At 44.4% G+C, this 15,676-nt stretch carries 17 protein-coding genes and 1 tRNA gene; 5 read left to right on the forward strand and 13 right to left on the reverse strand.

The annotated features are described in order from the left end of the window. From F6J99_RS10030 to F6J99_RS45530, 7 genes are all read right to left on the reverse strand, one after another. Window positions 1-964: polyketide synthase (locus F6J99_RS10030; protein ID WP_293112802.1), on the reverse strand; the 964-nt coding region annotated here is incomplete at its 3' end. Between the two features lie 328 nt (window positions 965-1,292). Beyond that, complete coding sequence (locus tag F6J99_RS10035; RefSeq protein ID WP_293112803.1) at window positions 1,293-3,155, reverse strand: NAD(P)-binding domain-containing protein; 1,863 nt, start codon at window positions 3,153-3,155, stop codon at window positions 1,293-1,295. A 29-nt stretch (window positions 3,156-3,184) separates the two neighbouring features. Then, window positions 3,185-3,496, reverse strand: coding sequence for an acyl carrier protein (locus F6J99_RS10040; RefSeq protein WP_293112804.1), 312 nt, complete (start codon window positions 3,494-3,496; stop codon window positions 3,185-3,187). A 79-nt stretch (window positions 3,497-3,575) separates the two neighbouring features. After that, a complete protein-coding gene (locus tag F6J99_RS10045) occupies window positions 3,576-4,541 on the reverse strand; it encodes an acyl-CoA desaturase (RefSeq protein ID WP_293112805.1) in 966 nt (321 codons plus the stop codon). Window positions 4,542-4,601: 60 nt separating this feature from the next. Then, window positions 4,602-5,573, reverse strand: a complete 972-nt coding sequence (locus tag F6J99_RS10050; protein ID WP_293112806.1) for an acyl-CoA desaturase — start codon at window positions 5,571-5,573, stop codon at window positions 4,602-4,604. A gap of 48 nt (window positions 5,574-5,621) precedes the next feature. Continuing rightward, entirely contained in the window at window positions 5,622-7,136 is a 1,515-nt protein-coding gene (locus tag F6J99_RS10055) for a fatty acyl-AMP ligase (protein ID WP_365973021.1), read from the reverse strand. Between the two features lie 106 nt (window positions 7,137-7,242). Beyond that, on the reverse strand, window positions 7,243-7,398 hold the full coding sequence (locus F6J99_RS45530) for a hypothetical protein (RefSeq protein ID WP_365973023.1): 156 nt from the start codon (window positions 7,396-7,398) through the stop codon (window positions 7,243-7,245). A gap of 663 nt (window positions 7,399-8,061) precedes the next feature. Between F6J99_RS45530 and F6J99_RS10060 the strand changes: the two genes are divergently transcribed. Together F6J99_RS10060 and F6J99_RS10065 are read left to right on the forward strand one after the other, a co-directional pair. Further along, window positions 8,062-8,679: a hypothetical protein gene (locus F6J99_RS10060; protein WP_293112807.1), complete on the forward strand. Its 618-nt coding sequence runs from the start codon at window positions 8,062-8,064 to the stop codon at window positions 8,677-8,679. Between the two features lie 431 nt (window positions 8,680-9,110). Continuing rightward, complete coding sequence (locus tag F6J99_RS10065; RefSeq protein ID WP_293112808.1) at window positions 9,111-9,401, forward strand: cupin domain-containing protein; 291 nt, start codon at window positions 9,111-9,113, stop codon at window positions 9,399-9,401. 111 nt (window positions 9,402-9,512) lie between these two features. Here F6J99_RS10065 and F6J99_RS10070 read toward each other — a convergent pair whose 3' ends face one another. Continuing rightward, entirely contained in the window at window positions 9,513-9,941 is a 429-nt protein-coding gene (locus F6J99_RS10070; protein WP_293112840.1) for a hypothetical protein, read from the reverse strand. Between the two features lie 254 nt (window positions 9,942-10,195). Between F6J99_RS10070 and F6J99_RS10075 the strand changes: the two genes are divergently transcribed. After that, the gene (locus F6J99_RS10075) at window positions 10,196-11,056 is read left to right on the forward strand and encodes an inositol monophosphatase family protein (RefSeq protein ID WP_365973026.1); all 861 of its coding nucleotides are present in this window, start codon (window positions 10,196-10,198) and stop codon (window positions 11,054-11,056) included. Window positions 11,057-11,184: 128 nt separating this feature from the next. Here the strand turns inward: F6J99_RS10075 and F6J99_RS10080 are convergent, their stop codons facing one another. The 4 genes from F6J99_RS10080 to F6J99_RS10095 all read right to left on the reverse strand — a co-directional run bounded on the left by F6J99_RS10080 (window position 11,185) and on the right by F6J99_RS10095 (window position 14,540). Then, window positions 11,185-12,087 (reverse strand): ChaN family lipoprotein, encoded by a 903-nt coding sequence (locus tag F6J99_RS10080; protein ID WP_293112809.1) that lies wholly within the window; start codon window positions 12,085-12,087, stop codon window positions 11,185-11,187. Window positions 12,088-12,134: 47 nt separating this feature from the next. Further along, a complete protein-coding gene (locus tag F6J99_RS10085; RefSeq protein ID WP_293112810.1) occupies window positions 12,135-13,184 on the reverse strand; it encodes an alpha/beta fold hydrolase in 1,050 nt (349 codons plus the stop codon). Between the two features lie 86 nt (window positions 13,185-13,270). Further along, a complete protein-coding gene (locus F6J99_RS10090) occupies window positions 13,271-14,140 on the reverse strand; it encodes a sugar kinase (RefSeq protein ID WP_293112811.1) in 870 nt (289 codons plus the stop codon). Between the two features lie 13 nt (window positions 14,141-14,153). Beyond that, window positions 14,154-14,540, reverse strand: a complete 387-nt coding sequence (locus F6J99_RS10095) for a DUF4359 domain-containing protein (RefSeq protein WP_070391431.1) — start codon at window positions 14,538-14,540, stop codon at window positions 14,154-14,156. Window positions 14,541-14,777: 237 nt separating this feature from the next. Between F6J99_RS10095 and F6J99_RS10100 the strand changes: the two genes are divergently transcribed. Together F6J99_RS10100 and F6J99_RS10105 are read left to right on the forward strand one after the other, a co-directional pair. Then, window positions 14,778-14,850 (forward strand) — tRNA-His (locus F6J99_RS10100). Window positions 14,851-14,865: 15 nt separating this feature from the next. Beyond that, window positions 14,866-15,150: a hypothetical protein gene (locus F6J99_RS10105; protein ID WP_293112812.1), complete on the forward strand. Its 285-nt coding sequence runs from the start codon at window positions 14,866-14,868 to the stop codon at window positions 15,148-15,150. A gap of 203 nt (window positions 15,151-15,353) precedes the next feature. On the opposite strand, the gene F6J99_RS10110 is transcribed toward F6J99_RS10105, so the two are convergent. Beyond that, window positions 15,354-15,650 (reverse strand): YkvA family protein, encoded by a 297-nt coding sequence (locus F6J99_RS10110; protein ID WP_293112813.1) that lies wholly within the window; start codon window positions 15,648-15,650, stop codon window positions 15,354-15,356. Between the last annotated feature and the right edge of the window lie 26 nt (window positions 15,651-15,676).

Genomic DNA, 15,676 nt, shown 5'->3' on the forward strand with positions numbered 1-15,676 from the left:
CAATGGGGTCTCCCAAAGGGGTTCCCGTACCGTGGGTTTCTACATAACTAATCTGTGCTGGTTTAACCCCAGCATTGGCTAAGGCTTGCCGGATCACTGCTTGTTGAGAAGGACCATTGGGAGCTGTCAATCCATTACTCAGACCATCTTGGTTAACCGCTGAACCTCTAATAATTGCCCGAATATTATCCCCATCCCGGATTGCATCCACCAGCCGTTTCAGGACAACAACGCCACATCCCTCTCCCCTAACATAACCATCTGCAGCTTGATCAAACGTTTTGCAACGCCCATCTGCTGCCATCATCTGAGCCTGGGAGCAGATAATTGTAAACTCTGGAGAAAGAATTAGGTTCACCCCTCCAACCAGGCACAGATCAGATTCGCCTGTTTTCAAACTTTGGCAAGCATAGTGAAGTGCTACTAAAGATGATGAGCAAGCGGTATCCACAGCCAGACTTGGTCCGCGCAGATTCAACACATAGGATAAGCGACCAGGAATAATCGATGGGCTTGTTCCAGTTCCACTGTATGCATCTAAGCCAGGAATATCTCTGGAAACAAGCATATAGTATTCGTAGTTGGTAACACCAACAAAGACCCCGGTCTGACTACCAGCTAATCGTTCTGGCGCTATTCCAGCACTTTCCAAGGCTTCCCAAGCCACTTCCAGAATCAGTCTTTGCTGAGGATCCATCTGCTTAGCTTCCCGGGGGGAAACACTAAAAAAGTTGGGTTCAAATCCATCTATTTGTTCTAATAAACCAGCACAACGGGTATTCATTTTTCCTGGGGTAGCTGGTTTGGGTTCATAAAACGCATCAATATCCCATCGGTCTTTAGGTACTTGAGTGACCCCATCTATCCCATCATGCAGAAGTTGCCAAAACTCTTGTGGTGTTTTAACCAGAGGAAAACGGCAACCAATGCCAACAATTGCTATATGTGTTGAGTCTGAAATCATCAATACTTACTCAATGATTGAAAATACTTAAATCACCGGTTACCAAACTAGTAAATACAAATATTCAACGTTTTTTAATTGAGCTAACAAAAACGAGGATAATCCCAAATAATAATAACAGCAAACACTTGATAAATTTCTCAATATTATTTATTAACAATTACTTCAACAACCAATTAATTGGTTGTTGGTATCTAGTAGCATCAGGGGATGTTTATCCTTCCTGATTTTTTCAGCAACCGGGTAAGGGGCAAAATCTGGTCAACAAAATCCATCATAGAAAAGTTATCTTTAGAAATCAATACTGGTAATGTGTTTATTTTACTTTTTAGTCCACAACAGTAGCCTCAGTCTGAAGTATTTTCGGCTCTTTGTAGTTCGGTATCTCATACGGAGGCAGATTTGATCTCAACCCAGCTGTAATAGAAGTCGAGTCGAGAATAGCTTGTATCCTCAACAAAACAGGAAACCAAACTACATATCGAAACAGATCCACCTTCATATACAAAACCCAAAACAGGATAGCGATACCAAGGCTAGCACCTGCTGATAACTTCACTACCCAGAGCAGGACTGCTGCAAGCGACAGTGCGAGGACGTTTGGGTAAAAGAAGTCAAAGAAGATGAGATTCCTCAATTCAGCACCAAAGTGGTTGCCATAGATTTTTGCTACCCTTGCCGCGTAACGATCGTAGCCATTAGCGATCGCACCCGATCCGCGCAGGCGAAAGCGCAGAGGTATCGGCGCACCCAATATGTAAGCTTGTAGTTGTTTCCAAGAACTTAGATGATTGCCAATTCTCGGTCTACAGCCAATTAACTCAGCCATCTCCTCCATCCAGCGATCGAAGAAATAGACGTGGGGAAGGCGCTCTTGCATAGTCGGACACTCACGGGTGTGTTGGCTTGCTTCTTTTGTGATCAGCTTCTCCAGCTTCTGTGGTTCTGGTAGCTTGACTTTATTAGCAAAAACCTGGGCAACAAGGCGGGCTTGCATCTCTGCCATAGCAGGTATTGAGCCAATGGTTGGTCTGACTAAACCAACGAAAGCCAGGTTAGGCATCTCCGGGTGGAAACAACCCTTGTAGAGGTCTAGGTGTCGGTACTTCCAGTCGTTTGGTAACTTAATAGACAACACAGTCGGTTTATAGCCGGTGTTTACCACCAAAGCATCAACTTCCTCTCGACTGCCATCCTCAAAGTAGGCACTGGTCTCGTCAAAGCGAACTACCCTTCCCTTTGGTACAATCTTTTTGCTGTGAACCAAAAACAAGATATCATCTGTCGGTGCCTCAGGTCGAGTCAGGTTGCCGCTGATTTTACCAAACCGCAGACCAGGTTTTGTCCAGTGTTTGCCGTGCCACCGATATGGAAGCATTGCTTCTGGCAACCACTCTTTAGGGGACCATCGTAATGACCGATGGAAGCGTGCGTATGCTGGCTTGAAAATCTTGGGTAACCGAGTGTACCAGCTCATCCCAAAGGTAAGTATTTCTTGGTAACAACCCATGTACTGACCGATTGGCCAATACATCATCTGATCAATAGGATTACAGGTGAAAGGGTAAATACGAGGAAAGGGTGTATAAGAAGTTGCGGACACAACAGTTCTTGCTGCTACGCTGCTAATCTCTGAGTTAATACCAATACCACTCTCACCAAGGCCAGTGCATAGCACCCGTTTGCCCTGAAATGCTTCTGGTGTCTTATATTTGCTCCCGTGGAGAACCTTGCCCCGGAAGAGGTCTAACCCTGGCAAGGCAGGCATATTTGGTTCCCCGTGCAATCCGGTGCAGAGGACAACAAAGTCATAGTCCCTGTATGTGCTGTCATTAGTAACTACATCATACTTTCCGTCAGCTTTCCTCTCAATCGCGCGCACAGTAATCCCGCAACGGACACGCTCCTCCAGTCCAAATTTGTTGGCAAATGAACGAAGATATTCCATCATTTGCTCTGGGGTGGGAAAGTCTGGGTAATCATCTGGCATCGGATAAGATCCAAACTCCGTAATCCACTTGGAAGAGGTAAGAGTTGCAGTAGACCAGCAGTATTTTCGCCAAACGCCTCCTAAATCTTCCTCTTGCTCAAGAATGGTCACGTCTTCAATGCCGACATCTAATAGCTCCTTTGCTGTCACTAAGCCCGATAGACCAGCCCCTACAATTAGACAACGTTTATTTTCCATCATCGCACTTATATATCCTTCACCTCTTAGCTTTATTGATTAGCTAAATGCTGCGCCACTGCTTCTATGGTGGGGTAATCGAATAATAGCGTTGGCTCAATCTCATATCCTAGCCACTGTTCGAGTTCTCCTGTCAGAGCTATTGCTGTACTCGAATCCAAACCATACCGCTCAAAAGGTTTCTTCACATCGACCTTATTTGGAGCTATTTCCAGTAGTTCCGCTAGATAGGATACTAACCAGTCCTGAATTTCTGATACCGTTGACTGAGTCTTGGGTTCATCTTCAAAATTTTCCTGATTAATCTCAGAAACTAAAGGCATATGATCAGTTTCAATTTTCATGATTAAAAACCTCGTTATTTTTAATTTTTATTGTTTTTTATAGACAAAAATAATATAATCCACAATACTTAAATACTTATTATGTAGTTTTTTTACCCTCTACCATTTCTGGGGTTGGCACCTTAACATTCCAAGCTAAACCAACTAATTGAAGACAGCGAATTATCCAAGAACCAAAGTCAATTTGCCACCATTGCAGACCGAACCTAGCTGAGTTAGGAAAAGCATGATGGTTGTTATGCCATGCTTCTCCAAAAGTAGGTATAGCAGCCCAGATCTGGTTTCCACTTTTATCTCTAGTATCAAAGGGCCGACTGCCAATTGTATGACAACTAGAGCCAATGTACCAATAAGCGTGATGTACTAGGAAAAGACGCAGGAGTCCTCCCCACAAAAACCCTTTGAATACTCCCAACCAAGTCCAGGTCAAAACTCCTCCTAATGCAGCCGGAATCGCTAGACCGAGAATAACCCAAGTGAGATACTGTTGATTGATTTTGAGCAGGATAGGCTCTCGTAAGATATCCTTAGCAAATAGACCATAATTGGTCAATTTACTGTTCATCATCCACCCTAAATGGGAATGCCATAGTCCATGAAGTTTACTCAAGCTTTTCTCTTCGTGGAAGTGAGGTGAATGAGGATCCCCAGGCTGGTCACTATATTGATGATGACGTCGGTGAGTAGCTACCCAATTGATCACGGAGCCCTGAGCTGCCATAGAGCCAAGGATCGCAAGGATAATCCTGATTGGTGGTTTTGTCTCGAAGGCTTTGTGGGAAAAGTATCTGTGAAAACCGACAGTTACTCCGGTAATCGTCAATATGTACATCACAACCAGAAGACCTACCTCAACAGCTCCGATGCCCCATTGCCAACAAAGTCCCAGCGCCACTGAGGAACCAACAAAAGGAACTACAATAGTGGCAAAAGCAAAGTTCCATTGCCGTTTTTGCAGGTGTTCATTGTCTATGGTTATTCGCGGTTTATGGCCTGAATGTCTAGTAGAAGCGACGTCAGTGCTGCTATTGGACTGTATTGACATTGATCTGCTCTGTCCTAGTTAGTATATCAAAGAAAAATATCAAATAAAAAAGGATAATTGTTAGCTATCATGCTTGATCTTTTTAGCCAAGACCATCTCAACTGTTGGCCTCTTGATATTCCACACCAAACCAAACTTTTCCATAAGGCGCAGAACCCAGCTACCTAAGTCTATTTGCCACCATTCCAGTCCATAGATAGCTGAGGAAGGAAAGGCATGATGGTTATTGTGCAACGAGATTCCTATGCTCGGAAGCATTAGCCAGATGTTATTAGCACTGCGATCGCTTGTATCAAAGGGACGACTTCCATAGACATGGGCGATTGAGTTGATTCCCCAAATAACATGATGAACCAACAATATCCGAATCAACCCTCCCCATAGAAAGCCTTGCAGTGCGCCCATCCAACTCCAGGTAATTAATCCACCTAGCACAGTGGGAATGATTAGACCCAGCATTACCCAGATCAGGTATAACTGATTGATCCTGGCAATCAGAGGGTCTCGAAGCAAATCTTTGGCATAGATTAAAGGATTTCTAAACTCACTCTCGAATAGCCAACCCACATGGGCATGCCATAGTCCCCGAAGCCAACCAAACTTTTTTCCTTTGTCAAGGTTGGGGGAATGAGGATCTCCTGGCTGATCGCTGTATTGGTGATGGCAGCGATGGTGACATACCCAGTAGTTAACCGGTCCTTGAGCTGCCATAGAGCCAAGGATAGCAAGAGTAACTCGGATAGCAGTATTAGTTTTAAAGGCTCCGTGGGAAAAGTAGCGGTGAAGACCTACTTCCACACCGAACATGGTCAAGGCATACATAATCACCAACAATACTACTGCCACAAAACTAATACCTGCTTGCCAAGCTAGTCCGATGGCAACAAGTAAACCCAGAAAAGGAATTAAAACATTAGCAAAGGCAAAGCGTCGTTGCAGTTTTTGGAGGTTTTTGTTTGTTATCGTTATATTATTTGGCTTATATGAACCTGTAAACGGCTCAACTATTTTAGTTTTATCTAACTGATTCAATTTTTTTAAACTCCTACTTACTGCGTTTTTATTCACAGCGAGTTGATATCAGTTTCCAACTGGTGAAATTTGGCTTTTCCTGAAGACTTTCCCTGCCACACCATTTAAACTTCCAGTTAGAAACCCAACACGGCAGTTATAGCGCTGAATTTTACCACTGGAAGTTTTGGGAATACTCCCAGGTTTGATCAGTGCCACATCATAAACCTGAAGTTGATGCTCAGATGCCACTGCTTGGCAGATATTTTCCACTACCTCATCCACATCTAGCTTTTGCCAGTAACTGCGCTCTACCTCCTGGACAACTACCAGTCGCTCCTCATTTCCCAACTCCACTGTAAAAGCTGCTCCAGCACTAGGTCTGAGCCCCTGATGACTCTGCTCTACAGTCAGTTCAATATCTTGGGGATAATGATTGCGACCGCAAATGATAATAATATCCTTGAGGCGACCTGTAACAAATAGTTCTCCATTGTTTACAAATCCTAGGTCTCCAGTCCGCATAAAGGGACCGTGTCCTGTATCTCCTATGTAACCATGAAAGGTCTGCTTTGTTTCCTTTGGTCTCCGCCAATAGCCACCAGCTACACTGGCACCTGATACCCAAATTTCTCCTACTTGATTAGCAGGACACAATCTTAAGGATTCAGGGTCAACAATCGCGATTTTTTGCTCTAACCATGACTGGCCACAACCTACAACCTTACGGACACCTGTCACCTCGCTACAGACCGGTATTACTTGGTTTTGCTCTAGTGCTTTCCCCGACCCTGAACAAATAATGGGTGGCTGTGTTTTCAACCCCCCAGACACAAATAAAGTGGCTTCTGCCATACCATAGCAGGGGTAAAACGCCTCTTTGCGGAAGCCACAGGGGCCAAATTTAGCAGCAAACTGCTCTAGGGTCTCGGCACGGACTGGTTCCGCTCCTGTAAAAGCCACATCCCAGCTGCTCAGATCTAGAGTAGCCAACTGTTCTGGTTTAACCTTGCGAATGCACAGATCGTAAGCAAAATTAGGGCCACCACTAGTGGTAGCTTTGTATCGGGAAATCGCTTTTAACCAACGGATAGGCGTCTGCAGAAATGCCAGGGGTGAGAGCAGAATACAGGGGATCCCCAAATATAAGGGCTGAAGCACGTTGCCAATTAGCCCCATATCATGGAATAGAGGCAGCCAACCAACAAAAATGGTTTGTTCGCTATGTCCGAAGGCGTGCTTAACCATCCGCTGATTGTGTAGCAGATTACCGTGACTTACCATTACTCCTTTCGGTGTCCCGGTAGAACCGGAGGTGTACTGGAGAAAGGCCAGGTTACTGCTGTCTAGGGTTGGTTCAGACCAGTCTAACCCTTGGTCGCGATCGCATTTATTGGTAGCAAGCAGGTGGAGCCGAGCCAGATCTGGATGCTGGGCAAAGCGACTGGTTAACTCGGTCATAACAGATGTGGTAGTTAGGGCAAACAACGCCTCTGCATCTGATCCGATCGCTAACAACCTAGAGAGATTGCGACTGCGTCGGGGTGGTGGATAAGCGGGCACGGCAATTACGCCAGCGTACAAGCACCCTTTGAAGGCAGCAATGAAGTCTATACCTGGTGGATATACTAGCTAGCAAAGCTTGTTCTCCCGTTACCCCCAGAGACGGCAACTGACAGGCGATCGCCTTTTAGCCTTGGTCTAATACCTCATAGGTGATACGATCAGTTTCTTCTTCCCCTTTTTCATTGAAGGTATAAGGGATTTGATCAGGCTGAGTTAGGGCTCTATAACGCAACAACTCTACCAGATTGGAAAACTTGTCATAAAGGTCTGAACATCTCATATTTCGCCAGTTTCAAGCTCCTTTGTAAATAGCGTTTTTTAACGCTGACTTGCTTCCTATCAACAGTTTTTTAACTGTTTTAACTGTCGTTAGGTTTTCTTATCAATGAGACTCACCGAATCCAGCACCAAAAAAACTCTAGCACCAAAAAAATTCACTTTCAATCCTAATTGGAAGTAAATTCCTTCCCGACTTTCGCCCAACAACACTAGCTATATAAAACTAAGTACTCGGACATAAGTTTTTTTAACACAGTTAAAAAACTTAAGGTCTGAAGAGCTTATATTTACAAAATTACTTTTACTTTTAAAATAGCGTTTTTCAAGGCTTTACTGCTCCCTATCAATAGTTTTTCAACGGTTTTAACTGTAGTTATGTTTCTGCTCAATGAGACTTACCGAATCAACAACACAAAAAACTCTATCAAAAAAAAAAAAAATTGTCAACCCTAAACTTTATTAAGAAATTTGAAGTTTCTCAAACCCTTTCTGTTCCATGATCCCAAGCTCCTTCCAAGTCTTAACAGTTAACGTTAATTGTTTCCGACTACTTAGCTATAGAAAAAGAACATTTTCAACTAGACTCTCCCAACTCCTGATTGGATCTGATCAGGATTTCTGGGAAAACTTAGGATAAGATGCGAATGGAGATCAGAGGATTACTGTGTCTCAAGACCTATTGCAAAACCGAGACTACACTATAATTCTGGCTAGAAATGCCTCTAAAACCTTTGGAACCCAGCCTGGACTGGACAAGCAGTGGTTGCTAGCTCAGGAGTCTATTATCGCCTTGGCAAAGAAATGTGAGGAACTCGATCCAGACGGACTCACTATTTACATTGCATCTACTCCCTATCAAAAATATGACAACACCACTAGTCAGGCATTAGTTGACCTGTTTGAGCAGCCCTATGGTTCAGACAGCATCAATGTGGTTGAGCCGCTCAAAGTGGCAATTGATGATCACTTTAGCCGTAAATCCCGCCAGCAGACGAAAGAAAACGGTGATATTATTATCGTCATCCTGGATAGTGAACCAAAGCCACGGATGGCTGTAGTAAAATTACTAGTGGCAGCAACTAAGAAGATGGATTCTCAGGAAGAACTGGGTGTGATGTTTGCCCAAGTGGGAGAAGACCCGATTACTCGAGGTTTTCTAACGGCTTTAGATGATGATTTACATGCTGCGGGCGCTAAGTTAGATATTGCCGACACTAAGCTTTTGTCAGCTATGGAGGAAAGTCAGATTACCAAGTTTTTGCTCGATGCCCTATATGATTAGGATGTCAGCTATAAGCGGTCAGCTATAAGCGGTCAGCTATAAGCGGTCAGCTATCAGCTATCAGCTATCAGCTGATAGCTTTCATGAAAATGAATGCTTACCACTGAACAGGGTTAAGTTGCAAAAATTATAGCATTTACCAATAAGTTGTAAACAAGGAATAGCATTTTTTAGATTATGACAAATTCCTATATACTTGATTAAATATTGCCTATTGCTAGCATGCCTCTTGCCTTTTACTAAGAGGATATCTGAAAAGTTTTTTTATACTGAATTTTGCCCCCCTAGCCCCCCAACTTTGGGGGGAACAAGAGTCAATTTGCTTCTAAAAGTCCCCCAAAATTGGGGGATTTAGGGGGCTTGGATGTAGCAAATGAGACTTCTCAGACAACCTCTAAGGATTCTGTTCACAACTCAAATACAAACGCTATATGTCTACACCAACCAATATCAATAAAATTCTGATTGAACGTCCTAGCCAAGACCATCTCGATAACTTAGGTGTCTCAGATTGGCCAATTTGGACAAAGGAAGTCTCGGAATTTCCCTGGACTTACGATGAACAGGAAATTTGTTACTTGCTAGAGGGTGAAGTAGTTGTAACGCCAGATGGCGGTGAACCAGTTCAAATTGCCAAAGGAGATTTGGTAACTTTCCCAGCTGGAATGTCTTGCACCTGGAAGATTATTTCTAATGTTAGAAAACACTATAAATTTGGCTAGAAGTTTGAGGGGCTTTGATCCAGAATTTTAGGGAGTAGGGAGTAGGGAGTAGGGAGTAGGGGTAATAAAATTGAAGTGATTAACCGGAATTGATCTCCCTACTGTATATCCCTACTTTATTGTTTCACTCATCTGCTTCTCTAATTCTTCTAATAATTGATCGACATCCTTACCAACTTGCTCAAAGCATTCTGGTGGTGAAAGTTCAGGTTCAAATTGAATCAGTTTCAACTGTCCATTACCAATGCCAATAATTAGAACTTCCTGCTCAGGTTTATGAGCATCCACCACTCCCAAAATTTCCTGAATTTGGTTATTAACCTGACGATTTAGGGTCTCTATTGCTGCCCTAGGACAGTAAACAAAATGTGGCTTCGGTTTCATGTCAAGTCCGAGGGTCTCATCACTTTCTCCTTTTTCCAGAAAGAGCCCCCAAGCTAGTGCAGCTAATTCTTTTTGATTGGCTTTAACAAACTGATCTAACTGATGTTGCCACTTGTGTATTGCTAAGTCTTGCCGATTACTACCGAATAAGTTCATATCGTATTTATCAATCTGGATTTTAGGGAGTAGGGAGTAGGGAGTAGGGAAGGTTGGCAAGTTGAAGGGTTGCCAAGTTCCGTAGCGTGGCCTATTGGCCAAGGTTCAACGGAAACGAACCTTTAAGCAATAGTACATAGTTAATATATTCGGCAACTTTGACCTGCTCTGTGGGGATTGTCTAGAGTTAAACAAACCACAAACTAACTCAACAAACTAAGGTAGATGGGTGGTTTTTACCGGAGAACGACACCATGATATCATGTCCGGTACCGCGCACCACCGGACATGATATGAATGATTTTTGGACAGATATTCTCAACTTTGCCAAAGACACCACAAACCGTGTCGGTAATCGGCACCTTAAGGACTTTGGTCAGGTACAAGGGTCCGAAAAAGCCGATGGTACGTTAGTGACCCAGGCGGACAGGTGGGCAGATCAAGAAATTAGAGATGCGATCGCATTTCATTTCCCTAGCCACGGCGTACTGAGCGAAGAAGCATCCCACCAATTTCCTGAGTCTGAATGGTGCTGGATTATTGACCCTCTTGATGGCACCACCAACTTTACTAGAGGAATTCCCCTGTGGGGGGTTTCCTTAGGCTTGTTGTATCAGGGAACTCCAGTGTTTGGTTATATTCATTTTGCTCCTGTCCAGCAATCTTTTCATGGTTTTTGGCTGGGGAAATCGGAGCTCAGCGGTGTAGAAAACGGTGCTTTTCTGAATGGACGTGCCATCCACAGCAGCCAGGATTCCCCTAGCCAAAACCACTTTTTCAACCTGTGCGCCCGTAGTACCTCAGTAATGAAGCAACCCTTCCCCTGCAAAATTCGGATGCTAGGGGTTGCCAGTTACAACTTTCTCGCCACTGCCAACGGTGTCACCTTAGGAGGAGTGGAAGCCACCCCCAAGATTTGGGATTTTGCTGGAGCTTGGGTGATTATTCACGCAGCTGGGGCAGTTTGGGTCTCCTTAGATTCTCAGGCAATTTTCCCCTTGCAAGTGGGCGAAGATTACGGTGAGCGGTCGTTTCCGACTCTAGTTGCAGCACGTCCAGAATTAGTGAGTGTGTTTAAGCCCTTGGTAGAGTTTCTTGGGAATAAGACAAGTTGAATGTTGAATGTTGAATGTTGAATGTTGAATGGATAATTCTAAATTATAACTTCTAACTTCTAACTTCTAACTTCCAAATTCTAACTTCTAACTTCTAACTTCTAACTTCTAACTTCTAACTTCTAACTTCAAAAGGGATGTTCCCATAAATAATCTGCGATCGCATTTTCTCCTGCCAGTTTCTCTGGCTGAGCACCCAACAAAACGGAAATTTGTTCCAACTGATGATTGAACCGTCGAGCAACCCGACTGGGTATACCGTAGTCATAGATAATATGACCTTGCCCAGCAATCACTACTACTTGATAATCTGGGTTAGCTTGGGCAAACAAAGCAATCTTCTCTGCCATGGTTTCATCCCATAACACTTGGGCTGCGAAAAAATTGTCGAAGTTGCGACTATTGCTATGACCGGCGTGGTGATGTTGTTGGTAGAATCCCTGAATCAGGTTGCGGTAATCAGTGTTATCTGTGCGAATTTCTGATAATGGGGGAATATGTTCCTGCTCAGCAGAGGTTAAACTCTCTAAACCCCTACGGGCTACTTTACGAGTGACCTCAGTAGGTGTATTTAAGGCTAACACAGGCAGTTGATTAGTTTTAGCAAAGCGTACTAGGGGAGCATAATATTCCCAAGGAAAGCCCCAGCGTTGTTCATACTCACTTTGCTTAACCAACTCAGCTTCTGTGATTTCCCCGGCTAGGTATTGATCCAGGATATCTTGAGCTGGGCGCTGGAACATTTCCATTGCGATCGCAATTTTGGAATTTTCACGGGTTAGTGCTTTAATAATCGCTAACTGCGCCTCATGATCTTTTTGGCTGCTGTGAGTTTCTCCTAAATAGATAACCCGGGCTTTTTTCCATTCCGGTAATACCTCTGGTAGGGATAGTAGATTAACCGTTTCTATCTGTTGTTGCTGGCTAGTGGCAGTTGAACTATTATGTTGAGTATGTTGAGCAAAAACTGGGGTAGTACAGAAAAAGAAAAGTCCCAGGGAATAAACAACGACTTTGGTAATTGTACCCATATAAAATTGATAATAGCGACTCAAAAATCCAACTGGTCATGTTTAGCTTAACGTGATTCAGGATTGCCAGGAATTAATTGACCATCACAAAATTCCAAAAGCCGATTCAAAGCCCAAAATTCATCCACATCACCTTTGCCTGTACTAATGTGAGCCACATGACCCCCTTGGGCAGTTAAAATCAAGTTGGCATAGGGATTACTACTCGTGCGCTCTTCCAATTCTGGAATAATAGTAGGGTCAAAAATCGGGTCATCCGCAGCATAGATGATCAAATAGGGCAAAGCTAAGCTGTCCAACAGGTAAAGTCCACTAGTCTTCTGATAGTATTCATTAACGCTAGCAAACCCGTAGTAATCAATCACCATATAGTGGTCAAAGCTCCGCATTGATTTAATGCACTCCACTACACCAGGTTTGACAGCCTCAGGAAAGTTTTCTAACCGTTGTTGAGATATTTTCCTGAGTTTATGAGTGAACCTCTGTTCGATCAAGCGTCCTATTGGCGTAGATAGCAAATAATCTATGGAGCGATTCGATTCCAGATTAGGACCCAAAACTGCTCCAAACCTGACCAGAGAACAATTGTTTTCAACTGCTGCCTTAAGTCCCCACAATGCCAACTGTCCTCCCATGGAAAAGCCCACCAAACCGACAGGTTCTGGGCAACCCATCTTTACTAATTGCATGGCTAGCTGCAACTGATCTTCCCCTTCTCGCCAACCGTCAGAAGATGGGACTGGGGATAGTTGGGCACTGCGTCCGTTGCTGCGCCAATCATAAATTAACACTGCCCAACCATTGCTGTAGGCTTTACGAGCAAGGGTACGACTATACCAACCACTATCGACATCCCCTGTAAGGGCATAGTTAACAATCAGGGTACCTTTGGCATTGTCAGGACAACTCCACAATCCGCGCAACGGTACCTGATCCGCACCAGTAAATATGTGTTCCTGCCAAGGAATCAGGGGCAAATGGGAAAGCCAAGGTACTCTTTCCCCCCACCAACTCCAGGTCGTGCCGTACCAGTAAGTGGTAGCAATACTTTGAAATAAGCCATTTCTTAGGTACCAGGGAGCTTGGTAGTCTTGCATCAGGTTTCGTGCCTATTTGTAATTACACATCGGACTATAAGCCCTTCTAGTTCTCCATTGGTGTGGGCAGACAAACATTTATTGCTCTAATTTTCGATATCTTTTTCCATCCACCGACGAGTGCCAAAAAACTGACAGGAATTGGAAGCTACCTTTGCTGCTGCGGCTAGGGCATCAGTAAACTCTTTCTGTAGAATATAGTGACAGAAGGCACCGTGAAACACATCCCCAGCTCCTAAGGTATCTACTGGTTGAATCTGGGGTACGGTTACTTCACCGGACACTCCTAAGCTACGATACTGAATTGCTTTTTCTCCTTGGGTAATGGCAATGTGAGGAATCCCAGCCTCTAGGAGATAAGCCATCACGTCTTCAAGGTCAGAGCACCCTGGTGGATAGAAATTGGCTGAGCAAATGGCGTAATCAACATAGGGCAAAATTGTTTCAAATCCTGGCTTCCAGCTACCGCCATCCATGACTACAGGGATATGATGAGTTTTGGCAAATTTTGCGATCGCATTACTAACCAGCATCTGATGACCATCAATGAGCACCACATCCACCATCAAGTCTAAATCCTGAGGTATTTGTGTACTGCTGGCTTGGATTTTAGTAGCATTAATCGAAATAACTGCGCGATCGCCTGTGGATTCCGTAACAATGATAGAAGATACTGGTGGCGGTTGGGGGTTAGCTGGGTCAAGGTCGGCGATGATTACGCCATGACTGGTCAAATCGCTGCGAATTAGCTGAGTAATCGGATTAATTCCCACCACACCTAGAATTTTAGCTAGATTCCCCAGATAGCTAAACGTTACTGCTGCATTCGTTGCTGGTCCCCCAGCCGCTACCGTATAGTCAGAGGCAGTTATTTTTTCATTGCTGCTTGGTAGGTTGCTGCTGAGGTATACCAGGTCTAAGGTAACCATCCCCACAAAAAGACCAGTGCTCGCCATCTAACAACTACCCTTAGTATGATTTTTCATCAGCCTTGTAAAGGTAGAATTGTTGACAGATCCCAACAGTTTCAAAGGAGTATGAAGGGATCAGCGTACCAACATCCAGGTCAGTGCGGTAAATACTAAAGAGCAAAAAATTTTCTCGCTTTGTGGTCTGGGCAACAACTTGCTTAATTTGGGGTCGTCCTGTATCCACCAGTATGGTACACTGACGGCGGATGAAACCGTCTAGGGCTTCCGGAGCTTGGGGACAAACTTCTTCTTTTAGATACTTGCTCAGTTGCTCAACCGCATAATCTTCATAGGTAGCTTGTCCAGGATTGGTCACCACCATCGAGCCTCCCACCACCGCCAGCACCATTGTGCCAACAGCGGTGACAACCTGTGAAATCTTCATCTGAATTTTTTAACGATATATTATATATTACGATGGCTATTAAGCCTTCGAGTTCCAGATTAACTGCAAAATAGTGGTAACGTCGAAAGCTGTGATGGAAGTCCTTGAGGGCAAGACAATTGCAGCAATTGTCAGCAAACCACAGGACTGACGGACTGAGCAGAAACCCATCAAAATTTCAGAGATTGTTGATAAACCAACAAATAAGATGCTATAATCAACAACGGTAAGATTATGGCGAGCGTAGCCAAGTGGTTAAGGCAGTGGATTGTGGTTCCACCACTCGCGGGTTCGAGTCCCGTCGTTCGCCCTAAAAGTCCGTGGAATGGGCATCTTGCCCGTATCGGTGGCATGGGCATCTTGCCCGTATCGGTGGCATGGGCATCTTGCCCGTATCCGTGGCATGGGCATCTTGCCCGTATCCGTGGAACGGGCATCTTGCCCGTATCGGTGGCATGGGCATCTTGCCCGTATCGGTGGCATGGGCATCTTGCCCGTATCGGTGGCATGGGCATCTTGCCCGTATCGGTGGCATGGGCATCTTGCCCGTATCCGTGGCATGGGCATCTTGCCCGTATCCGTAGAACGGGCATCTTGCCCGTATCCGTAGAACGGGCATCTTGGCTGTTTCAACTTTCCGGCATCTTGGTATAACGGGGAGCCTGCTGTGGAATGGGCATCTTGCCCGTTTCATTTCCGGGCGAGCAGAATGCCCACTCTACTCCTATTCAGGGCGAAGATTCAGCAATGCCAAAAAAATGCAGAAGTAGATTCACATCATCACTTCTGCCTAAATCCTCTCAAGACGCTTGACTAGACACCCATAGAGTCTACATCCACAGTCTTGACCTTAGGATCTTGAGAGTCATTGGCAATCTTTTCGCTTTGGCGGGTTTTGGCAAAGTCAATTAGCCACTGAGACAGCTCCGAAACCAGCAGGGTTATAACTGCGATATCATCAATTTGCCCAATGATGGGAATAAAGTCTGGGGAAATATCAATGGGGCTCAGAAAGTAAACTAGGGTTCCCAAGATGATCCACCAGCGATACTTAGAATGGCGGATAGTGTTGCGATACCAGTTGTAAAAAGATTGAATTGGATTGTTCATCAAAATTTGCGGCTGAATACCTCATC

The organism is Moorena sp. SIO4G3, from assembly GCF_010692305.1.
GTDB classification, from domain to species: Bacteria; Cyanobacteriota; Cyanobacteriia; order Cyanobacteriales; family Coleofasciculaceae; genus Moorena; species Moorena producens_A.